Here is a 22,008-nt window from a genome sequence, read left to right as displayed (position 1 = left end):
GATTATGCGGTCTTGCTGTTCTCCAGCAGGAACTTGACGGCTTTGCGGACCTTGAGGTCGGCGTTCAGCGTGTCGATATAACCGTTGGAGCCGAAGATCGTGCGAAGCTCGTCGGCGGAACGGTTGTACATCGTGGAGAGGTTGTCCAGCTCCGCGGACAGCTCGTCCTCGGAAATCTCGAGATTCTCCGCGTTCGCGATCGCTTCGAGCACCAGGTTGTTGCGGACGCGCTTCTCGGCGTCGACGCGCATCTGGCCTTTGAGCGCTTCTGCGTCCTGGCCGCTGAACTGATAGTACAGGTCCAGCGTCATGCCTTGCATGCGCAGACGGCTCTCGAAGTCCTTCAGCATGCTGTCGATCTCGGACTCGATCATCGCATTCGGGATCTCAAGCTCGGCGCCTTCGGCGGCCTTGTCGATCAAGGCGTTTTCCTTGGCGGCTTCGGCTTCTTTGTCCTTGCGCTCCTTCAGCTTGCTCGTCAGGTCCGCTTTGTATTCGTCGAACGTGTCGAACTCGCTGACGTCCTTCGCGAACTCGTCGTCCAGGGCAGGCAGGTTCTTGCGCTTGATCTCGTGCAGCTTCACCTTGAACACGACGTCCTTGCCGGCAAGGTTCTCGGCTTGGTAGTTCTCCGGGAACGTGACGTTGATGTCCTTGTCCTCGGCGATGTTCAAGCCGACGACTTGCTCTTCGAAGCCAGGGATGAAGGAGCCGGAGCCCAGCTCGAGCGAATAGCGCTCGCCCTTGCCGCCTTCGAACGGCACGCCGTCCAGGAAGCCTTCGAAGTCGATGATCGTGGTGTCGCCGTTTTGCGCGGGGCCTTCGTCGACGACGACGAGCTCGGCGTGGCGGTTCTGCAGGCGCTCGAGTTCGGCCGCGATTTCTTCTTCCTTGACTTCACTGTCAGCAGCAGGGGCTTCGAGGCCCTTGTACTCGCCCAGCTTCACTTCAGGCTTAACGGTTACTTTAGCTTTGAAAATGAAGGACTGTCCCTTGCCGAACTGCTCGACGTCCACGTCAGGACGGTCTACCGGCACGATGCCCGTCTGTTCGACGGCTTCGCTGTAAGCGCCGGGCAGCAGAATGTCGATCGCGTCCTGGTACAGGCTCTCGATGCCGAAGCGGGATTCGAAGATGCCGCGCGGCACTTTGCCTTTGCGGAAACCGGGTACGTTTACTTTTTGAACGACCTTCTTGAAGGCTTTGTCAAGCGCCTCGGCGACCTGCGCCTCGTCGATCTCGACCTCAAGAACGCCGAGGTTCTTCTCTATTTTTTCCCATTTTGCTTGCATAATATTCAATCCCTCCGAAGACGTCTTGCCGCCTGATGCGGCCGATTGACATAAACCATTTTATTATAGAACAAGACTGGCAGCGAATTCAAGGTAAAAACGGGTCGCGGATCAGACCCTGTCCGCTCCGTACGCCCTCAGCCAGCGCAGCGCCTGCTCGTACCGGAACCGCAGGTCGCCCGTAATGCCGTACTGCTCGCGGGTCCATTCGTCGCCCGACTGTCCGTGGAGCTTCTCCTGCAAATGCTGGTGAAGCGCCGCGGCCCATAGATCCGAAGCGCCGTCGTCCGCCTCCATCATCCATTTGAACACGTTGGAGCCGTAGGCGGCCTGCACGCATTCGCGCCACATCTCGTCAGCGAAGTAGGACAACGCGGGATCGGATACCTCCGCCATTCGTCCCAGACGCTCGGGCACCTCGAGCACGGCAGAAGGAAATTCCTCGAAGGACAGCGGGGTCTCCTCGATCTCGAGCGTCAGCGCCTCGCCCTCCCGCAGCATGACCGCCGCCCCCTCGGCCCCGAACCTGCGAAGCAGCTGCAGCGCGCGGAACTGCACGAGCGGATGGTGCTCGCGCTCGGACAGCCATCTACGCAGCGCCGATTCGGCCTCATGTCCCGGGAGATGCGTCATTTGGCCCAGCGCCAGCAGCTGCTGCTCCGGGTCCTCGTCGTCGAAGAGAATGGAGATTAGCCGCTGCAAATACGCAGGATCCTCGGCCGCCCGGTCCAGCACCCGCTGCTTAAGGATCGAATCCGCGTCCTCTTCTTCCTCTTCGGCGCCGTTCGCATCGTCCCCGGGCAACCCCGTCGCCGTGGCCTCCGGAAAAGCCGCTTCCAGCCAACCGAGCAGCGCCTGCCACTCGGTATGATGCCGCTCCGCCTCGCCTCCGCATTGCAGCAGGAAGTCCAATAGGCCTTTGGCCTCCCCGTATCGCTCCGTCTCGAGCATGCGCGTCAATTGTATCTGATAGTAGTCCAAGGTCTTGGGAAACAAGACCAGATTATCCCCGGTGAAGTCCGACACGCCGCGAACCCCTTCCTCCATCGCTGTCCGAGTGCTTGCTTGACCAGTCCGATTCACGAATTATATCACGAAGACGAAACAAATAAAAAAGCCGCGCGTTGCCTAGAGCGGTCAAGCTATGCTATTATACTACTGCTACGCGGGTGTAGTTCAATGGTAGAACGCCAGCTTCCCAAGCTTGAGGCGTGGGTTCGATTCCCATCACCCGCTCCAACCGCATAACCGACGAGCCTCTGTTGCCGCAGAGGCTTTTTTATTTCTCAGCTGGAAAATGCGAAATTTTATTTCTCAGCTGGAAAATGCGAAAATGGAGGTCCTCCGCGATGCAAATCAGATCCGCTAACCCTGCCGACGCCGCAGCAGTATCCAGGCTTGTGCTGCTGGCCATCGAAGACATCGCCTTCAGGCTCACCGGCGAACATACCGAAGCGGCCGTGCTCGCAAAGCTGGCCGAATACTACAGGACGCCGGGCAATCGGTTCAGCGCCGAGCGTCATGCGCTGCTCATTGCGGAAGGCGGCGAACCTGCCGGCACCATCCTGTGCTACGGCGGCGATCAAGCGGACGCGCTCTATGCGCCTATCGCCGAGCGGCTCCGCGCTGAAGGCTTCGGGGACGCCGTGCAGGATCGCGAAGCGGACGAAGACGAATATTACATCGATGCCGTAGCCGTCTTCCCGCAATATCAAGGCCGCGGATTCGCCAAGACGCTCATCCGCCATGCCGAGCTGCAAGCGACCGCGCGGGGATACGCCGCGATCGGGCTGAACGTCGATATCGGGAAAGACAGCGCCCGCGCCCTGTACGCCCGGCTCGGGTTCGAGGAAGACAAGCGCATCCGCATCAACGGCCATCCGTACCGGCATATGCGCAAGGAACTTCGCGTGCCAAGCGTGCATGCGGCACAATTCTAAAAATGGGACTTGAGCGCAGTACCGTCCCTGTGGTAATATGATCAAGCTGTGTCCCAATAGCTCAGCTGGATAGAGCACACGCCTTCTAAGCGTGCGGTCGGGGGTTCGAATCCCTCTTGGGACGTGTTTTATTCACTATAGACTGACTCATTTAAGTCGTTCATAACCCGCTAAGCCTTGATATCAAAGGCTTTGCGGGTTTTTTGTCAAAATCGGCGAAGCTTCCGTTCCCCGCTCCGATCGATTCGCCTGTGCAAAATAAATAATCCCCGCGCCTCGCGTACGAGACTCGGGGACCTACATCTGCTTCGTCCAAGCCATGCGCTCAGAGTCCGCCTTGAAACGTCTTGCGGTAGCAGCTCCGGCACACCGGCTTATAATCGTCGTTGCCGCCGATCATGATCTGGTCGCCTTCGTTCACTGGCACGCCATTGACGGACCGGACCACCATCGTCGCCTTGCGGTCGCAGTGCCAGCAGATCGTTTTGATCTCTTCGATCTTGTCCGCGTTGACGAGCAGGTTGTAGCTGCCTTCGAACAGCTCGTTGCGAAAGTCGTTCTTGAGGCCGAACGCCATGACGGGAATGTCGAGTTCGTCGACGATCCACGTGAGCTCCAGCACCTGGCGCTTATTGAGAAACTGGGCTTCGTCCACGAGCACGCAGGAGATGCGCTGCCCGTCGCCGCTTTGCTCCCGGCGGACCCACTCGAACAGATCGGTATCCGCCCCCACCGGGATCGCCGGGCGAGTCAGCCCGGTACGCGATCCGACGAGGTTCGCCCCGATACGGGTGTCGATGGCCGGGGTAAAGAGAAGCACGCGCTTCCCTTGTTCTTCGTAATTGTGCGCGACTTTGATGATTTCGATCGATTTCCCGCTGTTCATTGTGCCATACTTGAAGTATAAATGTGCCAAGCCGTCTGCCTCCATGCTGCCGTGTTCTAGCGTTCAATCGCTTCCTACTATTATAACACCGATCGCGCGTCTCGGTGACGGCGCAGGCCTTGCGAAGCATACACTCGTCTACGGAGGTTTTTCCGCAAAATGAGAATCTGGCTGATCTATGCATTGCTATCCGCCGCGGCCGCCGCGCTCGTCGCCATCTTCGGGAAGGTCGGGTTGCAGAACATCGACTCGAACGCGGCGACCGCCGTGCGCTCGGTCATTATGGCCGTCTTCATGCTCGGCGTCGTGGTCGTCCAGGGCAAATGGGGCGAGCTAGGCACGATCTGGGGTCATAAGAAAGCTTTTGGCTTCGTCGCGCTCAGCGGCGTGGCAGGAGCCGTGTCCTGGATGTTTTATTTTCTTGCGCTCAAATACGGCAAGGTCGCGCAGGTGGGACCGGTCGACAAGCTCAGCGTGGTCCTCGCGGCGCTGCTCGCTTTTCTTTTCCTCGGAGAAAAAATCACGCTGCTGAACGGAATCGGCATCGGCTGATCACGATCGGGGTTATCCTGACCGCGCTGAAGTAGGCAAGCCGTTCAACGATCGCCGTACATCCACTCATAAAAAGCGATCATCGTCTCGGCGGCCGCTTGATCCGATTCGGCGTACCCCGTTCTGGCGCTCCGAAACAAGCGGCCTCCCTCGTGCTCTTCGTACGCCGCTCCAAGCACGCCGTATCCGCCATGCCCCTCCCCGGGCGCTTCCGTAAATTCGATCATGCGGTCCCCGACTAATTTCGAAGTCAGGTATGCCTTCGGCGATTCGGCAGGGAAGCCTTGTTCCTCCGCCCATTTCGCCAGTTTCGGAAAGTATGCGCCTATATCGGCGATCGCGCAGCCTTGGCAGCCGCCCGCCGTATCGATCGTATCCAGGAACCGTCCCGCGTCCGCAGGATCCTCGGCGTGCATGCCGAACGAGCCGTCCGCGCCGACGACGCCTTTGACCCTCCATTCCTTCGGGGCCAGCATCATGAACCCTCGCTCATCATAACCTAGATTCATCCAGTAGACGGCCAGCTCCGAAGCCAGCTTCTTCGGAACGGCGAATGCCTGCGCCGGCAGTTCCGCCGCAGGCAAAATCGACGGCGGCGAACCGCCCCCGTCGACGCCGTACTCGGTCGGAACGCCGATTAGCGGCAGCGTGACAGCCGTTTTTCCCGCCGCGTCGCCGAAGGTTACCGTCCGCGATTCGCTCGCCTTGGGCGCTGCCGTTCGCGTCTTCTCGGCCGCCGCTTCCGGCGCGGATGAACCGGCTGCCGCAGACGGGCCAACTTCAGTCGAGCCGCCCGCCATCGAACCGTCCGTCACCGAGACGACGGCGGCCGCTGTCGTTCGCGCCTCCTCCGCCCCGTGCTTCGCTCCGCAGGCGTTCAGCCAAACAGGCGCCATGACGAACAGCGCGGCGATGACGATTCGCCGCGCTGTCGTATGTCTGAATGAGGTCTCGCGCATATCGCCAGGCTCCCTTATTTTTCCGTTTGGAAAATAAGACGAGGCGGCGGTCCGCCAAGTTGCACGGCGTCGATGACGACTTTCCGATTATCGGTTGTGGGGCGACGCAGGCGCGTTTTGCGCCGGATGGTTGCCTTCCGTCGCCTTGATCACCGCTTCGGCGAATTCCTCGCCCCGCTCGGCGTAGCTGTTGCCTTTGTTCTTCTTCCTTTTGCCAGGCATGCAAATCCCTCCTCCCGCAACTTAAGCTGAACGGCTTGTCATACGAGCGCCTGCTCGAGCGCCTGCCGCACCTCGCCGATCGCGACGATCTGCCGGCCGAAAACGTGCCTGTCTTCTCCCGCCGCATGGTCTGGTCCGCTGAACAGCTGCTCCGTCACGTCCTCGGTGGCGGCATAGACGGGGAGATCGACGACGCCGATGACGCCCGGCTCGAGATAGGAGTCCTCCTTCATCACGCGGACGAGCTGCAGCCTGCCGTCGTCTTCCTTGCGGAAGTAAGCCAGCAGACGCGGCGCGCGCGCAAGGTCGGTGTGCACCTCTACCTCGCCGTACAATTGCCTTCCCCTCGCCAGCACTCTTCGAAAAGCGGCGTGCCTAACCGTCAACATGGCCGCATCCCTCTCCTTTCGGGCGCCCGTTCTTATTTTTTCCGCAAGGACAGACATTTTACTCTGAATTCCGCATACACATCCTATGATTGGTTTTGCCCCATTCATAAGGCAGCCAGGCAATACCAGCGGGGAGGTTGCGATAGGCCATGTGCGGAATAACAGGCTGGATCGATTGGAATCGGGACTTGACGCAACAGGCCGACGTGCTCGAGCGCATGACGGAAACGCTGGAGCTGCGCGGGCCCGACGCCTCGGGCACTTGGCTTTCCCGCCATTGCGCGTTCGGGCACCGGCGCTTGTCCGTCATGGATCCCGCGAACGGCGCGCAGCCGATGATTCGTCCGTCGAAGGAAGCTGAGGATCACGACTGCGTCATTGTTTATAACGGAGAATTGTACAACGCGCCCGAGCTCAAAAGGGAGCTGCTCTCCCTCGGCTACGCGTTCAAGACGAGCTGCGATACGGAAGTGCTGCTGCAAGCTTACGTAGAGTGGGGCCCGGCCTGCGTGGAGCGTCTCAACGGCATCTTCGCGTTCGCCGTCTGGCATTCGCTCGAACAGACGCTGTTCGCCGCGCGCGACCGGCTTGGGGTCAAGCCGTTCTTCTACCGGCACGACGATGTCCGGCTACTGTTCGGTTCGGAGCCGAAAGCCGTACTGGCTCACCCTGACGTGGAGCCCGAGATCGACGGCGAAGGACTCGCCGAGCTGTTCGTGCTCGGCCCCGCGAGGACGCCGGGCCACGGCATCTGGCGCGGGCTGTCCGAGCTGAAGCCGGGACAGACGCTCACTTTCGACCGAAACGGCCTGCGCATCCGGACGTACTGGCAGCTCGAGAGCCGGGAGCACGAGGACGACGAAGCGGCGACGGCCGCGCGCATCGGCGAGCTCCTCGCGGATACGCTCGAACGCCAGCTCGCCTCCGACGTGCCCGTGTGCACGCTGCTGTCCGGCGGACTGGACTCCAGCGCCCTGACCGCCCTCGCGGTCGCCTATTACAATCGCACGGGACAGGGCAACGTCGAAACGTACTCCGTAGACTACGTCGACAACGACAAGCACTTCAAGGCGCACGCCTTCCAGCCGAACGCAGACGCGCCATGGATCGAGCGGATGGTCGAGCATCTGCGCACGGTCCATCATCCGATCCAGTTCGATACGCCCGAGCTCGTCGAAGCGTTGGAAGCGGCGGTGCGTGCCAAGGATTATCCGGGGATGGCGGATATCGACGCGTCTCTGTACTTGTTCTGCAAGGAGATTAAAAAGGGCGCGACCGTCGCGGTCTCCGGCGAAGCCGCGGACGAAGTGTTCGGCGGCTATCCGTGGTTCCACCGCAAGGAAGCGCTGGAAGCGAACACGTTCCCCTGGTCGCTGTCCGTGGATCTCCGGGAGAGCATCCTGTCGCCCGGCGTGCTCGAATCGGTCCGTCCGCGGGAATACGTAGCGGACCGCTACGCGCAGGCCGTAAGCGAGGTGCCGGCGCTGCCCGGCGAAAACGAGGAACAGCGTCTCATGCGCCGCATGTCGTACCTGAACATCACCCGGTTCATGCCGACCCTGCTGGACCGCAAAGACCGGATGAGCATGGCCGCCGGGCTTGAAGTGCGGGTGCCATACTGCGATCACCGGCTGGTCGACTACGTGTTCAACGTCCCGTGGAAAATCAAGCAGGCTGGCGACCGGGAGAAGGGCATTCTCCGCAAATCGCTCGAGGGCGTACTGCCGCACGACGTGCTCTACCGTAAAAAGAGTCCTTATCCGAAGACGCATAATCCGAATTACTTGTCCGCGGTGAAAACGCGCCTGCTAGAACGTCTCGACGACGCGTCGTCTCCGCTGCTGCAGTTGATCGACGGGAAGAAGGTTCGCCAAATCGCCGAGACGGCCGATGCCAGCACGAACCTGCCCTGGTTCGGGCAGCTCATGAGCGGCCCGCAGCTTTTCGCCTACCTGCTGCAGGTCGATTACTGGCTGCGCTCGTACAAAGTGAGGCTCGTTTAACTTTTAGACGACAAAAAGGATGGAGCAGAATCCAATCTGCTCCATCCTTTTGCGTGTTGGTTGTTGGGTATCAAGTCACCGGCTGGCCGAAGGAGTTCTGATGGAGACTTCTTGACGGGCTCAGGCGCGCAGGCGGGCTGAAGTAGTCCTAAGCGAGACTTCTTTCCACTCGCTGGTTAGTTCATCGGCCCAAGAAGCGATCCGAAGACAGGTGCGATGGATCCCGCCGCATGATAAGCAGCACGCCGTTCAACGATCCGCCCCGGGCGCCCCGAGGCGTTCAAGCAGCTTCGCCAGCGCATTGCCGCGGTGGCTGATCGCGTTTTTTTCGCTTACGCTCAGCTCCGCCATCGCCCGCCCGTGCGAAGGGAGCCAAAACAGCGGGTCGTAGCCGAACCCGCCTTCGCCGCGCGGCGCACCGGTCACGATGCCTTCGACGGTCCCCTCCGCGCTCAGCGTGTCGCCGTCGGGCTTGAAGAGGACGAGGCAGCTGACGAAGCGGGCCGTGCTCAGCGCCTCCGACGCGCCTCCCGCGATATCGTCCGGCACGGAAGCTCCCGCTGCGCGCAGCTCGCGGACCAGCTTCGCGTTGTTGTCCGCATCGGTGGCGCCTTCGCCGGCGTATCGCGCCGAATAGACGCCCGGCGCGCCGCCGAGCGCGTCGACGCACAAGCCCGAATCGTCCGCGAGCGCGGGCAGCCCGGTCGCGAGCGCGACCGTCCTTGCCTTGATCGTGGCGTTCGCCTCGAACGTATCGCCGTCCTCCACGATATCCGGGATATCCCGCCCGCCCTCGAATTCGGTCAAGTCGGCCACCTTCACGCCGAGCGCCGCGAAGGCCGCCCTGAACTCGGCCGTCTTGCCTTTGTTGCGCGTCGCGACGAGCAGCGTATCTCCCGGCGCGAGCCTCATGTCCGCACCGTTCCGATCCGCGCGCCCGCTTCGCCCAGCGCCTGCTTCTGCAGTTCGATCAGCCTCGCGATGCCCGACTCCGCCAGCGCCAGCATGCCGTCCAGCTCGGTCCGCGAGAACGGCTGCTCTTCGCCCGTGCCCTGAACTTCAACGAAGGCGCCGGCTCCCGTCATGACGACGTTCATGTCCACCTTGGCCTTGGAGTCCTCCGCGTAGTTCAGGTCGAGCAGCGCGGCGTCGCCCAAGACGCCTACGCTGACCGAGGCCAGATAGTCGGTCAGCGGATACTTCGCGAACGCGTTCGTGCCCGCGAGCTTGTGAACGGCAAGCGCGAGCGCGATGAACGCGCCGGTAATCGAGGTGGTCCGCGTGCCGCCGTCCGCCTGCAGCACGTCGCAGTCCAGCGTAATCGTCCGCTCGCCGAGCGCTTCCAGGTTGACGACGGAGCGCAGCGCGCGCCCGATCAACCGCTGGATTTCCATCGTGCGCCCGACCTGTTTGCCCTTCACCGATTCCCGCTGATTCCGCGAATGCGTCGCTCTCGGCAGCATCGCGTATTCGGCCGTGACCCAACCTTTGCCCTGACCCTTCAGGAACGGCGGTACGCGCTCCTCCACCGTGGCCGTGACGAGCACCTTCGTATCGCCCATCTCGATCTGCACCGAGCCTTCGGCGTATTTGTTCGGATTCAGCACGACGGCCATCGGTCTTAGCTCGCCGCGATCTCTTCCGTCGGATCTCATGAATGCCATTCCTCCTTGAGCTTAAGCGGCGGGACAAGCGTCCCCCCGACAAATCCATCCCATTTTACCAGAGTGCACGGGCAAAAGCATCTTCGGACCCGCAAAAGGGACCGAGGAGGCTGCACGCATGAGTTCCCATTTTCAGGGCAACCTATCCGGGACTGGAAATGAAAGGAGGCTCCGCCATGCTTGAAAAAGTCAAAGAAATTCTCGGCACGCCTTCCGATTTTACGGCCGAAACGATGGACAATGGCTACGCCAAAATGCAAATTTGCTTCTTTCCCGGCATGTGCGACATGGACCAACTGAAGGACGCCATTATCGTGCCTTTTTCTTACCGGTTCGACCCCGACGAGTTTCGCAGATTGCTGCATACGAGCATCGGGTTCATGAAGGACGTCCCCCCCGAGAAATGGGTCGATTTTTTGCTCAAAGGCTACGTCATCATCGAATACGAAGGAGAAGTGTTCTTATTCCGCGCCATCCGGAGAATGCAGACCAAGCCTGACCAGACGCAAGTGGAGGCGTCCCTGCAAGGTCCGCAATCCGCTTTTACCGAAAATCTCGACCTTAACCTGACGCTGGTCCGCAATCTGTACAACATTCCCGAGCTGGCCGTGGAAAACTTCGAGCCTCAAAACCAATCCAAATCCAAAATCGCCTTGCTCTACGACCGCGCCAAGCGCAACGAAACGACGCTGGAAGAGGTGCGCAAGCGGCTGCGCGACCTGGATAGCGGCCTGCTCCTGTCCGCCGGTCAGCTGGCCAAGAAGATCTCGCAAGCCAAATACCGCTTGTTCCCGATCACGCAAATCACGGAACGGCCCGATCGACTCAGCATCCATCTGAACAAAGGGAAGCTGGCCGTTCTGATGGACGGCAGCCGGTTCGCCATTTTGCTGCCCGTTCACTTCTTCGACTTCATGTACGCGATGGACGACCATTACGAGCCGTCCTGGATGAGCCGGTTCCTCATCGGCTTGCGCTATGTCTCGATGATGCTGACGCTCATGCTGCCGGCGCTTTATATTTCGATCGTGTCGTACAACCCCGAGGTTTTCCGAGTCCAGCTCGCCTTCACGATCGACGGGAGCCGCGCGGCGGTGCCTTATCCGTCCTTCATCGAGGTGCTGCTCATGCTGTTCATGATCGAGGCGCTCATCGAGGCCAGCCTCCGGCTGCCCCGGTCGGTCGGCTCGACGGCGGCGACGGTCGGCGGTCTCATCCTGGGTCAAGCCGCCCAACAGGCGGGGCTGGTCAGCAGCATCATGATCATCGTCACGTCCGTCGTGGCCATTTCCAACTTCGTCATTCCCAATTCTACCTTCAGCTATTTCATCCGCATATTGAAGTACGCCTTCGTCATCGTCGCCGTATTCGCGGGACTCGTCGGCGTCGTGGTCGGCTTGTTCATGCTCGTCGTGTACTTGTGCAACATGCGAAGCTTCGGCGAGCCCTACTTCGCCCTGTTCCAGAGCAAGGCGGGCAAAGCCAGCGACAAGATCCAATAAGCGTTCGAGAGGGAGGCGTTGCCCCATGATCCGTTATTACTACTATCACATCTTCTACGTCGGAATGATGAATATCATGGTGCTGGTCCCGTACGTGCTGATCAGCCACCGGTTCGACGGGGCCGTATCGTCGTTTCCGCTCGCCATCGTTTTCGGAACGGTCTACAGCTACGTGACCTCCGCCTTTTTCCAACGCTTTCCGGGACTCGGCCTGCCCGAGATCTACAAGCTTTTCTTGCCGGTCTGGCTGGCCAACTGCCTGAACATGGTCGGCGTCGTGATCTGGTGCACCGCGGGCATCATCGTGTTGTTCTCTTACTCCAATACGGTCGGCATCTTCTTCGATCCGGAGGCCAGCTCCTATCTGAACCTGGCGATCATGGCCGCAGCCTCGCTCTGGGCCGCTTCCCGCACGTCCCGATCGGTACAGTTCACGCACGAGGTGCTGCTTATCGTCAGCACGCCGATCATTCTGTGGATTCTGTTCAAGGCGCTGTTCAGCCACTGGCTGGACTGGGACGCCATTCGGCTCGTCGCCGACGCGGGCATACGCAAGCCGCCGTCGATGGTCTGCCTTTTCGCAGCCTCCTTCGTCTTCTCCGGCCATATGAACATCACGCTGTTCAACCGGTTGAATCCAAAAGATCTCAAATTCAGGCTCAGATGGACCATCCCGATCGTCGGCACCTTTTTTTTGCTCGTCTCCTTTTTCGTGCCGATCGGCTTCCACGGTACCCAGGCTGTCGGCAACTATCTGTACGTCTGGAGCGTCACGACCGACAGCCTGATGATGAAGTACGGATTTATCCAGCGCGTACTCTACTTGTTCCTGCTGCTCTATACATTCCTTTCGCTCGTGTTCGTCATGAATACGTGGCATACCGGCATGGAATTTTTCAAAGCCTGCTTCAAAAAGTACAAGCCGGCTACGGACGAAGTCAACGTGCCTGCCATTAACTGGTGGATCTGCGGGGTGTTGGCCGGATTGACGTTCGTCTACGCGTATTTTACCAACGATATATTCAACCGCGTGGCTGCCGAGCTGTGGCTGGTCACGCGCTTTATCATCGAATCCATCTTGATCGTGCTCCTGCTCGTCTTTCTCGTCATGAAGAAAAAAGGATACATGAAGCGGATCGACGACCAGCATGAACGGCGGAGCGGCGGTGCGAGCCGATGATACGACATCGAACGCTGCTGCGGTGCCTATGTCTAACGTTGCTCCTCGCGCTCGGCGGCTGTCAGATGAAAGATATCGACAAGCGGTACTTCGTCGTCTCGGCGGGATTCGATTATTCTGACAATCCGGCCGCGCCCTACCGAGTGACGCTCAGGCTAGCCCTTCCTTCCTCCAAGGTCGAAGAAGGGGGCGCCATGTCCGTCGTGCAGACCGCGGACGCCGCCTCGATCGCAGAAGCCGTCCGGCATTTGAAATCGACCGTGGACAAGGAGCTGGAATTCGGACACTGCCGCGAGTTCATTCTCGGCCGCAAGCTGATCGAGAAGGACGGCATCGACAACTCGTTGCAATGGCTGTCCCGGCGACGCGATATCCAGAGCGTCTCGAACGTCATGGTCGGCGATCCTGACGCTTACTCCGTCGTCAACCTGAAGCCCAAGTCGGAACGATATCCCGGCAATTCGCTCTTTCTGTCGTTCGGCAACGAAGGCACGGAGGCGGCCAACACGGTCACGACTTATCTGTTCGATTTGTACCGCCGGGTATACGAGACCGGCCTTGACCCGGTGCTGCCCGTGGCCAACGTGTTCCGGGACGCCTACAAGATCGACCGCGCCGCGGTGTTGGACAAAGACAAAACGCGTCTCTTCCTCGATCCGGACGAGACGCTCTTGTTCAATATGACGGCTTTCGGCGTGGACAATACGATCCTCGTCTTGCCGGATAAGCCGCTCAACATCGTGCTCGCCGCGACGCACACGACATCTAAAATCAACCTGAAGGGCGGAGAAGATCCCGTCGCCGTCGTTAACGTCTCCATCGAGGGCTTCCTCGAGCAAAGCCCTCCCCATCTTTTGGAGAAAGATTGGGGAGGGCTCGAGCGCAAAATGGGCAAGCACTTCTCGGAGGAGGCCGAACGAATGCTGTACAAGATCCGCGACGCCGGCGTCGATCCTTACGGCTTCGGCCTGCATTACTTGGCCGACCATCACAACGCGAAGGGCAGATGGGAGAAATGGAAGCGTCTCTACCCGGAGATCCGGTTCGAAGTGCGCGCGAACGTATCGATTCAAGGATCCGGGCTGATTCGCTAGCTGGCTGGGATCAAGCGACGCGTCAGGCTCAGCCGGTATAAGCGTTGATCTGCGCGGGGCGTTCGACCGGCTGCTCGTACGTCTCGCTATCGGCCCCGGTGAGCTTGGTGCTGCCGTTGACGGCGACCGCGACCTTCGGGGCGCCGGTCGCCTCGGTCAAGGTCAGCACCAATCCTTCCATCATCTCGGTCGGCATCGTCATTCCGGCGGCCCAGTCCTGTTCCTGCAGCTTGACCTGAACGGTATCCGACTTCAGGGCGAGCTCTTCCACTTTCGTATTCGCGAGCATGACGGCTTCGAGGCCTTTCGTATCCTGCGGTCCTTTGATCAGCTCGCTCAGCGCGGCGCGGGCGCGGTCGTTCTGCCGTTCGACGAGGCGCGTCACGGGCACGAAATAGCCGTCCCCCTGCTCGTTTTTGGCGGAGAAATAAAGCGTCACGGCCATCGAATCGCTCACTTTGACCTTAGGCGAGCGTTCCAGGTTGATACCGATATTGCGCGTGAGCACGCCGGGCACCGGCAAGCCGGAAGCCGGCAATTCGGTCATGTCCTGGCCGGCGACGGTGAGATGCACCTTGTCGATGCCGGGCAGCTCCGTCATCGTCCAGACGATCGCCTCCAGCGCCTTGCGCTCGTCCGATGCCGGGATGCCGGATAGCGGCTTCGCGAAGTCGACGGTGACCGAGCCGGCTTCGGGATTTTTAACGACTTTGGAGACGACCGTCCCTTTGGGCAGCACGGGCGTAAAGCCCGGCGGAAGCTGTCCCGCCAGCTTGGCGTCCGCGGTCATCCAGGCCAGCGCTTCGATCTCCGGGGCGTTGGGCCCGGTCGCGCTCTCCTGCTTGGACCGGTCCAGCGTCATCGGCGCGACGTAGCCTTTGCTGTCCTTCAGATACACGGTCAGACCGTCCGGGATCGCGGAGCCCCCCATCGGCGCCATGGCGTCGTCGGCGGCCTGAAGCATCTGATTTTCGACGACGGCCGGCGGCGCGTCGATCGGATCGGAGGCGGTCTTTTCTACGCCCGTAATGCTGCAGCCCGTGACGGCTACGGCTAGTCCTCCCGCGGCAAGCAGCTTCCACAACGGTTTGCGATAATGGATCGGTATCATCTTTGCCAATTCCTCCCGCAGGGGCGCCGCGCTTTATCGCTTCCCTCGTATTGTAGTACTATGTATACGAGCCCCCTGGAGAAATATGTACGGTTTGTCCGGCGCGGGCGAGGAATATAATGATCGTGATCGCTCGCATGGGAGAGCGAAGACCAGAAAGAGGTGTGCGTCATGTCCAATCCGGCCAACTACCGGCTTAATAGCAAGGAAGTCGCCCAGGCGACCATGGACTGGCTCGGCAAACGCGGAGTCGCGAAGGAACAGATCGGCCAATTGGTCATGCTGCTGCAAAAGGATTATTTTAAGGATTTGACCCTCGACGAATGCGTGACGAACGTCGAAGCCGTCCTGTCCAAGCGCGAAGTCCAGAACGCCGTGCTGACCGGCATTCAGCTCGACATGCTTGCGGAGCAAGGCCAGCTGCTGCCCCCGCTTCAGAACATGATCTGGCATGACGAAGGCCTCTACGGCTGCGACGAGGTGCTCGCGCTCAGCATCGTTAACGTATACGGCAGCATCGGCCTCACGAACTTCGGTTACGTCGACAAGTTCAAGCCCGGCGTGCTGAAGAAGCTTAACGAGAAAAACGGGAAGGACGTCCATACGTTCCTGGACGATATCGTCGGCGCCATCGCCGCGTCCGCGGCCAGCCGGATCGCCCACCGCAAGCAAGCGGAGCGCGAAGCCGTCGAGGAAGCGCTCGCCGAACAAGCTCAAAGCGAGTAACGTCCCAAGCTTGCAACAAAAACGCCTCCATGCGCGCGCCGAAGCGCTCGTCATGGAGGCGTTTTTCTCATGTCGCTATCCTAAAATCGGGAAGGACGCTCCGGCATCGCCGCGAAGCTGCGCCGTTGCGGCAGGGCTCAGCGCGCCGCCCGGTAATAGATACGCGAGGCGCCGGCCGCCGCATCGCTCCCGCGATCCCGGACCAACGTCTCCTCGAACGTCATCCGCTCCAAATGCGCGATCGTCTCCGCCATGGCGAACCGCAGATTGTGCGGATTGCCGCCGATGCGCTCGCCGAACAGCGCCTCGCACATGGCGAACGCCGCGAACCGCCCCTTGTCTCGGGCGGCCAGCTCCGCCGCCAGCGCCGCCATGCGCACGAGCCGCCGGGCATGATGGTCGCGCAGCTCGGCCACGCGCGTGCCGTAACGGGCGAACGGCTCCCGATGTCCCGGATTCGCCGTGACGACCTCGCATGCCGCCATGCGGTCAAGGCTCGACAAATACGAGCCGAGCGGATCCGGGTCCCCGCCCGCCATCCAGCCGATGTTCGGCGTGATGTCGGGCAGCACCTGATCGCCGCACAGCATAATGAGACGCTCGCGATCGTAAAAAGCGAGATGCCCCGGCGCATGTCCCTCTCCGCCGATCGCTTCCCACCGTGCCCCTCCGAAGGAAAGCATGTCCCCCGCCCGGATCGTTCGCGTCCGGGCCGGGTGCGGCAGCACCTGTCGCTTGACGCTCTCCAAATTCGCCAGAACGCCGGCGCATAGCGGCTCCGGAAGTCCGTGCGCGCGGAAAGCTGCAACCAGTTCAGCGGAGAAGGTCTCGTCTCCCCCCCACAGGCGCCGCGCATAAAAGCCGGCCGTCTCCGACAGCCAGACCTCCGCGCGCGTGCGCGCCTGCAGCCAGCCCGCGAGTCCGTAATGATCCGGATGATAATGGGTCGCCACGATCCGCGCGATGTCGCGCCATTCGATGCCCGCCTGCGCCATGAACGTTTCCCATGCGGCTTCGGCTTCTTGCGTGCGCAGCCCCGGATCGACGACGGTCCAACCGTCGTCCGCCTGCAGCAGATAAGCGTTGACTTGCTTCAGCGCGAACGGCAGCGGCAGCCGAAGCTGCACGATCCCGTTCGCGTGACGCGTCCAAAGAGGCGGCGAATCCCTCATCTCACAGCCTCCCCGATCGTTCGTTTGTTCCCAGTATAGCGTTTTTTAGGCGGAGTCGGCCAATCACCTATGGATAGATGTCCTCATATGATGGTGTATTCTCGCCTGCGTCCGCAAGGCGGCCCCGTCCGGGCCGTTCGAGGACGGACTGCGAGCACGTTGGAAGGAGCCGTCCACATGCCTACCCCAAAGGTCGACGTCCAGGTCGTAAGCTCCGGCATAATGGCCGATGACGTCCTGATGCTGGGGGATTCGGTGATGAAGGCAGCCAAAATCCCGGCCCAGCAGCAGCTCATCCTGCAGTTCGGTTCCTTTCGCCAATCGGTCACCGTGATCCCCGTGCCCCGGTACGACGGGCTTCGCGTCGGGCACGCCCTGGCCAGGCGCATGGGTCTCGCTTCGGGCACGCCGCTGCGCCTTCAGTACCGGCCGGGGTCCCGCACGCTGTCGCTCGGTCCCGTCATCGGGGTGCTGGTCAGCCGGGACTACCCGACGCAGCCCGACAAGCCGTTCGGCAGCATCACGATGTTTTGCCGGGAGCTGGTGGACGCCTGCCGGAGCCAAGGCGCGTTCGTCTACTTCTTCACGCCTGGCGGCATCGTTTCGCGGAGCGGCGGCGTCGAGGGCTGGGTGTATCAAGGCGGCTGGCATCAGGCCGTTCTCCCGGCGCCGGACGTCGTGAACAACCGGCTGACCTCGCGCAAGCTCGAGAACAAATCAAGCGTCCAACAATTTCTGATCGACATCAAGCAGCGCTACGGCGCCCAAGTGTTCAACGAAAAGTTCCTGGACAAATCCGAAGTGTTCGACGCGCTCAAAGGCGACGCCGCGGTGCTGCGCTATCTGCCCGAATCCCATTCGCTGCTGAGCTACACGACGCTGAAAAGCATGTGCGCCAGATACCCGTCCGTCTTCCTCAAGCCGGTGCGCGGCAGTCTCGGCAAAGGCATCATCCGGTTAAGCCGCGCGGGGCCGGAGGGCTGGACGGCATCGTTCACGACTCCCATGGGCACGCGCAAGCAGGTGTATCCGAACCTGATGAAGGTATTCGCGGCGATCAGCGGCAAGATGAAAACCGTGCGGTACTTGATCCAGCAAGGATTGACGCTCATCGAGATCGGCGGCCGGCCCGTCGACTTCCGCGCGCTGACGCAGAAGAACGCTTCGGGGAAATGGGTCGTCACCTCGATCGTCGGCAGAATCGCGGGCAGTCAGCATTATGTTTCCAACCTCGCGCGCGGCGGCACGCTGTCCACGGTGAAGGAAGCGGTCGCCAGGTCGAACATGGCGCCGGGCGCCCGCAAGGATGTTTCGGCGCGTCTGCACAAGGCGGCGCTCGATATTTCCAAAGGCGTCGACGAACGCATCTCCGCCCACTTCGGCGAGCTCGGCGTCGATCTGGCGCTCGATACGTCGGGGCGGGTATGGCTCCTGGAAGTGAATTCGAAGCCTTCTAAAAACGACAATACGCCACTAAACGAGGGGAAAATCCGCCCATCGGTGCGGATGATGATTCAATATGCCCGTTACCTTGCAGGATTCTGACGGCGCAGGCGGCGGCATCCGGCGTACGGCGAACGGCGTACGGCGCGCCCGTGCGCGAAGCGGTAGCCCGGCGAACGTGAGCGAGCTGCGCCCGATCGGCATTTTGGTCAGCGAACGAAGCGAATACGTCCACGGGGGAACGGCGGCGCCGTTCGCCGAAGCGGACTTCATCCGGCGTCTGATGGCCGCCGCATCCCGGCATGCGCTCGTCGCGTATGCCTTCGATCCCGCGACCTGGGACAGCCGCACGAACGCGGTCGCCGGCTGGCGCTACGCCGATGGCGGCTGGCGGCGGGAGACCGTGCAGGCGCCCGTCCTGCTCTACGACCGGCTATGGCCGGACGACCGCGAGTCCCGGGACCGCAGCCTCGCGGCGCTGCGCACGATGCGGGAGTCGGGCGGCTTCAGGCTGCTGAACGGCAGCCTGCCCGGCAAGACCGCCGTGCTCCGGACGCTGTCCCGCTGCCCCGAGATCCGCCCGCTGCTGCCGCCGTCCGCCGCCTACCGAGGCGCAGCTTCGCTCGTCTCTTGGATCGAGGCGCGGGGCGGCTCCGCCTTCCTGAAGCCCTCGGGCGGCTCGCAAGGAAAAGGCGCGCTCGCCATCGAGGAGTCGCCGGGCGGTCGTTGGACGCTGAGCGGCCGGGACGCCGCCGGGGACTTGGTGCGCGCGCGCAGGTTCCCCCGGCGCGAAGCGCTGCGCGAAGTCCGCGCCTGGATCGGCCACCGGCCGTACCTGATGCAGCCGCTGCTCGCGCTTCGCGGCCCGGGCGGCGAGCCCTTCGATTTGCGCGCGCTCATGCAGAAGGACGGCGGCGGCGTCTGGCGGATGACCGGGATCGCGGTCAGGACGGGGGCGCCCGAATCCGTGACGGCCAATCTTCACGGCGGGGGCGTCGCCCGGCCGCCCGGGCCTTATCTCGCCGGACTTTTCGGCGAGCGGGCGGCCGCCCGGCTGCTCGAGCGCCTCCGCGAGGCTTCGGGCAGCATCGTCGCCCGCATTGAGCAATTGTACGGCCGCTTCGCGGAGCTCGGCCTCGACTACGGCATCGACCGCGGAGGCCGGATCTGGTTCCTCGAAGCGAACACGAAGCCCGGACGCGCCTCCATGGCGGAAGCCGGGGACGCGGCGATGTCGGATGCGATTCACAACCCTTTGGCCTATGCGCGTTACATCCTGCTTGTATCATCTGGGAGGGTATGTCATGAGTTTGACCTTGTGCAACGTTCACTTCACGCAGCAAGCGGAGAAGGTCATATGGCTGTCCAGCCCGCTCGCCAAAATGCTGAAAATTGACGGCCGCAGAACGATCAACGTAAAGCTCGGCCGGGATGTCGTGCCTGCCGCCCTGAAGACCGTAAAGCGCAAGGGGCATCACGTCTTCCTGTCCGCCGGGCTCAGGCGCTCCGTCCGCGTCCCGAAATCGGGCAACGTCTACCTGGCCGACGCGAATGGCGACGAGATCCAGCTCGGGCCGCTGATCGGCGTGCTCACGGACGGAGACCGCTCGCAGACCGCGCCTTTCGGCGCCCGGACCGGATTCGTCAAGCAGCTGCTCGCGGTCGGCCAGAAGAAGGCCTATTTCTTCGCGTTTACGCCCAAAGACATCAACTGGCAGCAGGAAACGGTGCACGGCTGGTTCCTCGACGGCGGCGGCGGTTGGGTGCGCCGCGTCGTGCCGCTGCCGGACGTCGTGTACAACCGGCTCCCGAGCAGGCGCGCGGAGACCGGCAGTTATATCACTTCCCTGCGGGAAAAGTTCGTCCGAAGGCATATCCCGATTTTCAACTGGAGCTTCTTCAATAAATCCGACGTGTACAGCCTGCTGGACAAAGATCCGGAGGCGCTCGCCCATCTCCCGGAATCGATCAACAATCCGACGTCCGAAAAAATCAAAGAGCTGCTGGAGAAACATCACTTCCTCTACTACAAGCCGACGGGCGGCAGCCTCGGCATGGGCATCTACCGATTGACGTACCATCCGAAGCGAGGCTACTTCGTACGCTACCGGAGAGGCACGAGCAACGTCCTGCTGCGGTTCACCAGCTTCGCGAGCCTGATTCGCATGCTGAGAGCCCGCCACGGCGCGCGCCTGTCGGGCTATGTCGTACAGCAGGGAATCCGGCTGATCGAGATCGACCACTGCCCGATCGATTTCCGGTTCCACATGCACAAAAACGGCGACAACCGCTGGGTCGTAGCCGGCATCGGCGCGAAAAAAGCGGGCCGCGGCAGCGTGACGACCCACGTTAAAAACGGCGGGCAGCTCATGACGCCCGAACAGGCGCTGAGCCGGACGTTCGGGGATCGCTCGTCCGAGGTACTGCAAAACGCCAAGGACGCGGCCGTCAAGCTGTCCGAGGCGATCGAGCGCAACTATTCGCATACGCTCGGCGAGCTCGGCCTGGATATCGGCATCGACAAGGACGGAGATATCTGGATGTTCGAGGCGAACGCGAAGCCGGGCCGCTCGATCTTCAAGCATCCCGCGCTCAAGGAGCAGGGCAGAGCTTCGCTCCAATATATCCTGGACCACTGTCTCTATCTCAGCAAATTCCGCAGGAAGGATGAGTCCTGATGCTACGACCAGCCGCAGCAGAACCGGGCGCGCTCGCCGTGGCGCCCGGAACCGCGAACGTGCAGGCGCAGGAGAAGCCCGTGCTCGCGATCTTGACGATCGACGACGACCTGCAGTTGTTCAGAGGCAACCGCCAGAACTTCGCCGACCTGCTGAAGACCGGCGAGGACCAAGGTTTCCTGGCTTACGTCGTGACCGTCCGCAATCTGAAGCTCACCTCGCCGCGCGTGCTGGGCTTCACTTATAACGCTTCGAAGGATCTATGGCTCAAATCCTGGTTCCCGCGTCCGACCCTCGTATACAACCGCATTCCGCTTCGCGAGGACGAGAGGCTGCCTTGGGTGCGCAAGAAGCTGGCTCGGATCGCCAGCCAACCCGACATGGCGTTTTTCAATCGGCGCTTTTTCAACAAATGGTCGCTGTTCAAATGGCTGAGCGAGTACAAAACGACGCGCGGCTACGTCCCCGAGACGAAGCGGCTGACCGAACAGACGGTGCTGTCCGGCATGCTGCGGCGCCATCCGCTCGTGTATCTGAAGCCCGTCATGGGCAAAGCCGGCGTCGGCATCATGACGGTCAAGATCTCGCCCGAAAAAAACCTGCCGTACCGTTTGCAGGTGCAGGATGAAAAAGGCAGCAACACGTACCACTGCTCGACGCTGAACCGGCTCTGGCTGCGGGTGCGGGCCCATACGAAAGCCCAATCCGAGCCGTATATCGCCCAGCAAGGCATCTCGCTGGCGAAGGTGAACGGAAGGCCGTTCGACCTGCGCGCGCTCGTGCAGAAAAACGCGGACGGCGCCTGGGAGCTGACCGGCATCGGCGCTCGGATGGCGGGCTCGTCGAGCATCACCACGCATGTGCCGCGCGGCGGCACGATCGAGGATCCGGAGCGGCTGCTCGCCGCCGTGTTCGGACCGGATAAGGCGCAGCAGGTATTTACGAAGGTCCGTCAGACCGTGCTCGTGCTGGCGGCCCGGATCGAGCGTTCCGCGCGCAGCCGGCTGTTCGAGATGTCGATGGACCTCGGGGTCGACGAGGACGGACATCTGTGGTTTTTCGAGGCGAATTCGAAGCCGATGAAGTTCGACGAGCCGCATATTCGCAAAAAATCGCTCGAGCGCATTTTCCAATACGGCCATTATATCCATCGGCGTCGCAACCAGGACCGAAGGTAAAGCCGCCGATGAACGGC

The 22,008-nt window shown here is 61.6% G+C and carries 20 protein-coding genes, 2 tRNA genes and 1 pseudogene; 13 read left to right on the top strand and 10 right to left on the bottom strand.

Annotation, left to right across the window (positions count from 1 at the left end):
* Positions 1-2 precede the first annotated feature (2 nt).
* Positions 3-1,292 (bottom strand): trigger factor, encoded by a 1,290-nt coding sequence (tig, locus tag BM235_RS17740; RefSeq protein ID WP_090115564.1) that lies wholly within the window; start codon positions 1,290-1,292, stop codon positions 3-5.
* Between the two features lie 111 nt (positions 1,293-1,403).
* Positions 1,404-2,318 carry a HEAT repeat domain-containing protein gene (locus tag BM235_RS17735; RefSeq protein WP_090115563.1) on the bottom strand — a complete coding sequence of 305 codons (915 nt, stop codon included), beginning with the start codon at positions 2,316-2,318 and terminating at the stop codon, positions 1,404-1,406.
* 139 nt (positions 2,319-2,457) lie between these two features.
* Between BM235_RS17735 and BM235_RS17730 the strand changes: the two genes are divergently transcribed.
* From BM235_RS17730 to BM235_RS17720, 3 genes are all read left to right on the top strand, one after another.
* Positions 2,458-2,531: transfer RNA gene (locus BM235_RS17730), tRNA-Gly, on the top strand.
* A gap of 110 nt (positions 2,532-2,641) precedes the next feature.
* Positions 2,642-3,232, top strand: a complete 591-nt coding sequence (locus tag BM235_RS17725; RefSeq protein ID WP_158544031.1) for a GNAT family N-acetyltransferase — start codon at positions 2,642-2,644, stop codon at positions 3,230-3,232.
* Between the two features lie 50 nt (positions 3,233-3,282).
* A tRNA-Arg gene (locus BM235_RS17720) sits at positions 3,283-3,356 on the top strand.
* 201 nt (positions 3,357-3,557) lie between these two features.
* On the opposite strand, the gene BM235_RS17715 is transcribed toward BM235_RS17720, so the two are convergent.
* Entirely contained in the window at positions 3,558-4,148 is a 591-nt protein-coding gene (locus BM235_RS17715) for a thymidine kinase (RefSeq protein ID WP_090115561.1), read from the bottom strand.
* A gap of 129 nt (positions 4,149-4,277) precedes the next feature.
* Between BM235_RS17715 and BM235_RS17710 the strand changes: the two are divergent.
* Positions 4,278-4,705: pseudogene (locus BM235_RS17710) on the top strand (EamA family transporter).
* A gap of 9 nt (positions 4,706-4,714) precedes the next feature.
* Here the strand turns inward: BM235_RS17710 and BM235_RS17705 are convergent.
* The 3 genes from BM235_RS17705 to BM235_RS17700 all read right to left on the bottom strand — a co-directional run bounded on the left by BM235_RS17705 (position 4,715) and on the right by BM235_RS17700 (position 6,240).
* Positions 4,715-5,629 (bottom strand): DUF4850 domain-containing protein, encoded by a 915-nt coding sequence (locus BM235_RS17705; RefSeq protein WP_090115560.1) that lies wholly within the window; start codon positions 5,627-5,629, stop codon positions 4,715-4,717.
* Positions 5,630-5,716: 87 nt separating this feature from the next.
* Positions 5,717-5,851 carry a hypothetical protein gene (locus BM235_RS32595; RefSeq protein WP_255374446.1) on the bottom strand — a complete coding sequence of 45 codons (135 nt, stop codon included), beginning with the start codon at positions 5,849-5,851 and terminating at the stop codon, positions 5,717-5,719.
* A 38-nt stretch (positions 5,852-5,889) separates the two neighbouring features.
* Positions 5,890-6,240, bottom strand: coding sequence for a hypothetical protein (locus tag BM235_RS17700; RefSeq protein WP_143106698.1), 351 nt, complete (start codon positions 6,238-6,240; stop codon positions 5,890-5,892).
* Positions 6,241-6,389: 149 nt separating this feature from the next.
* Between BM235_RS17700 and asnB the strand changes: the two genes are divergently transcribed.
* Positions 6,390-8,243: an asparagine synthase (glutamine-hydrolyzing) gene (gene asnB / locus BM235_RS17695; RefSeq protein ID WP_090115558.1), complete on the top strand. Its 1,854-nt coding sequence runs from the start codon at positions 6,390-6,392 to the stop codon at positions 8,241-8,243.
* A gap of 249 nt (positions 8,244-8,492) precedes the next feature.
* Here the strand turns inward: asnB and rdgB are convergent, their stop codons facing one another.
* Both rdgB and rph read right to left on the bottom strand, forming a co-directional pair.
* Complete coding sequence (rdgB, locus tag BM235_RS17690; protein WP_090115557.1) at positions 8,493-9,155, bottom strand: RdgB/HAM1 family non-canonical purine NTP pyrophosphatase; 663 nt, start codon at positions 9,153-9,155, stop codon at positions 8,493-8,495.
* Positions 9,152-9,898, bottom strand: coding sequence for a ribonuclease PH (gene rph / locus BM235_RS17685; RefSeq protein WP_090115556.1), 747 nt, complete (start codon positions 9,896-9,898; stop codon positions 9,152-9,154). Before rph ends, rdgB begins: the two co-directional genes overlap by 4 nt.
* 185 nt (positions 9,899-10,083) lie before the next feature.
* On the opposite strand from rph, the gene BM235_RS17680 reads away from it, so the two are divergent.
* From BM235_RS17680 to BM235_RS17670, 3 genes are all read left to right on the top strand, one after another.
* Positions 10,084-11,409 (top strand): spore germination protein, encoded by a 1,326-nt coding sequence (locus BM235_RS17680; protein ID WP_158544033.1) that lies wholly within the window; start codon positions 10,084-10,086, stop codon positions 11,407-11,409.
* Between the two features lie 25 nt (positions 11,410-11,434).
* Complete coding sequence (locus tag BM235_RS17675; protein WP_090115554.1) at positions 11,435-12,589, top strand: GerAB/ArcD/ProY family transporter; 1,155 nt, start codon at positions 11,435-11,437, stop codon at positions 12,587-12,589.
* A gap of 65 nt (positions 12,590-12,654) precedes the next feature.
* On the top strand, positions 12,655-13,683 hold the full coding sequence (locus BM235_RS17670) for a Ger(x)C family spore germination protein (protein WP_158544035.1): 1,029 nt from the start codon (positions 12,655-12,657) through the stop codon (positions 13,681-13,683).
* A gap of 28 nt (positions 13,684-13,711) precedes the next feature.
* Here BM235_RS17670 and BM235_RS17665 read toward each other — a convergent pair whose 3' ends face one another.
* Complete coding sequence (locus tag BM235_RS17665; protein ID WP_090115552.1) at positions 13,712-14,794, bottom strand: GerMN domain-containing protein; 1,083 nt, start codon at positions 14,792-14,794, stop codon at positions 13,712-13,714.
* A 171-nt stretch (positions 14,795-14,965) separates the two neighbouring features.
* Between BM235_RS17665 and BM235_RS17660 the strand changes: the two genes are divergently transcribed.
* Positions 14,966-15,520 (top strand): phosphatidylglycerophosphatase A family protein, encoded by a 555-nt coding sequence (locus tag BM235_RS17660; protein WP_090115551.1) that lies wholly within the window; start codon positions 14,966-14,968, stop codon positions 15,518-15,520.
* A gap of 137 nt (positions 15,521-15,657) precedes the next feature.
* Here BM235_RS17660 and BM235_RS17655 read toward each other — a convergent pair whose 3' ends face one another.
* The gene (locus BM235_RS17655; RefSeq protein ID WP_090115550.1) at positions 15,658-16,692 is read right to left on the bottom strand and encodes an MBL fold metallo-hydrolase; all 1,035 of its coding nucleotides are present in this window, start codon (positions 16,690-16,692) and stop codon (positions 15,658-15,660) included.
* Positions 16,693-16,869: 177 nt separating this feature from the next.
* Between BM235_RS17655 and BM235_RS17650 the strand changes: the two genes are divergently transcribed.
* From BM235_RS17650 to BM235_RS17635, 4 genes are read left to right on the top strand one after another with little or no spacing between them, the layout of a single operon-like run.
* On the top strand, positions 16,870-18,237 hold the full coding sequence (locus BM235_RS17650; RefSeq protein ID WP_090115549.1) for a YheC/YheD family endospore coat-associated protein: 1,368 nt from the start codon (positions 16,870-16,872) through the stop codon (positions 18,235-18,237).
* Positions 18,212-19,531, top strand: coding sequence for a YheC/YheD family endospore coat-associated protein (locus BM235_RS17645; RefSeq protein WP_090115548.1), 1,320 nt, complete (start codon positions 18,212-18,214; stop codon positions 19,529-19,531). Before BM235_RS17650 ends, BM235_RS17645 begins: the two co-directional genes overlap by 26 nt.
* A complete protein-coding gene (locus tag BM235_RS17640) occupies positions 19,440-20,813 on the top strand; it encodes a YheC/YheD family endospore coat-associated protein (protein WP_090115547.1) in 1,374 nt (457 codons plus the stop codon). The genes BM235_RS17645 and BM235_RS17640 overlap by 92 nt, the downstream gene beginning before the upstream one ends.
* Positions 20,813-21,991: a YheC/YheD family endospore coat-associated protein gene (locus BM235_RS17635; RefSeq protein ID WP_090115546.1), complete on the top strand. Its 1,179-nt coding sequence runs from the start codon at positions 20,813-20,815 to the stop codon at positions 21,989-21,991. The genes BM235_RS17640 and BM235_RS17635 overlap by 1 nt, the downstream gene beginning before the upstream one ends.
* Positions 21,992-22,008 lie beyond the last annotated feature (17 nt).

It is taken from the genome of Cohnella sp. OV330 (assembly GCF_900112065.1).
GTDB lineage: Bacteria > Bacillota > Bacilli > Paenibacillales > Paenibacillaceae > Cohnella.
This window is presented reverse-complemented; position numbering and strand designations above follow the sequence as displayed.

Bases quoted from the DNA above. Each gene is read 5' to 3' on its own strand.
- tig (WP_090115564.1), bottom strand. From the start codon at position 1,292: ATGCAAGCAAAATGGGAAAAAATAGAGAAGAACCTCGGCGTTCTTGAG.
- BM235_RS17725 (WP_158544031.1), top strand. From the start codon at position 2,642: ATGCAAATCAGATCCGCTAACCCTGCCGACGCCGCAGCAGTATCCAGG.
- BM235_RS17705 (WP_090115560.1), bottom strand. From the start codon at position 5,629: ATGCGCGAGACCTCATTCAGACATACGACAGCGCGGCGAATCGTCATC.
- BM235_RS32595 (WP_255374446.1), bottom strand. From the start codon at position 5,851: ATGCCTGGCAAAAGGAAGAAGAACAAAGGCAACAGCTACGCCGAGCGG.
- BM235_RS17700 (WP_143106698.1), bottom strand. From the start codon at position 6,240: ATGTTGACGGTTAGGCACGCCGCTTTTCGAAGAGTGCTGGCGAGGGGA.
- asnB (WP_090115558.1), top strand. From the start codon at position 6,390: ATGTGCGGAATAACAGGCTGGATCGATTGGAATCGGGACTTGACGCAA.
- rdgB (WP_090115557.1), bottom strand. From the start codon at position 9,155: ATGAGGCTCGCGCCGGGAGATACGCTGCTCGTCGCGACGCGCAACAAA.
- rph (WP_090115556.1), bottom strand. From the start codon at position 9,898: ATGAGATCCGACGGAAGAGATCGCGGCGAGCTAAGACCGATGGCCGTC.
- BM235_RS17680 (WP_158544033.1), top strand. From the start codon at position 10,084: ATGCTTGAAAAAGTCAAAGAAATTCTCGGCACGCCTTCCGATTTTACG.
- BM235_RS17675 (WP_090115554.1), top strand. From the start codon at position 11,435: ATGATCCGTTATTACTACTATCACATCTTCTACGTCGGAATGATGAAT.
- BM235_RS17670 (WP_158544035.1), top strand. From the start codon at position 12,655: ATGAAAGATATCGACAAGCGGTACTTCGTCGTCTCGGCGGGATTCGAT.
- BM235_RS17665 (WP_090115552.1), bottom strand. From the start codon at position 14,794: ATGATACCGATCCATTATCGCAAACCGTTGTGGAAGCTGCTTGCCGCG.
- BM235_RS17660 (WP_090115551.1), top strand. From the start codon at position 14,966: ATGTCCAATCCGGCCAACTACCGGCTTAATAGCAAGGAAGTCGCCCAG.
- BM235_RS17655 (WP_090115550.1), bottom strand. From the start codon at position 16,692: ATGAGGGATTCGCCGCCTCTTTGGACGCGTCACGCGAACGGGATCGTG.
- BM235_RS17650 (WP_090115549.1), top strand. From the start codon at position 16,870: ATGCCTACCCCAAAGGTCGACGTCCAGGTCGTAAGCTCCGGCATAATG.
- BM235_RS17645 (WP_090115548.1), top strand. From the start codon at position 18,212: ATGCCCGTTACCTTGCAGGATTCTGACGGCGCAGGCGGCGGCATCCGG.
- BM235_RS17640 (WP_090115547.1), top strand. From the start codon at position 19,440: ATGAGTTTGACCTTGTGCAACGTTCACTTCACGCAGCAAGCGGAGAAG.
- BM235_RS17635 (WP_090115546.1), top strand. From the start codon at position 20,813: ATGCTACGACCAGCCGCAGCAGAACCGGGCGCGCTCGCCGTGGCGCCC.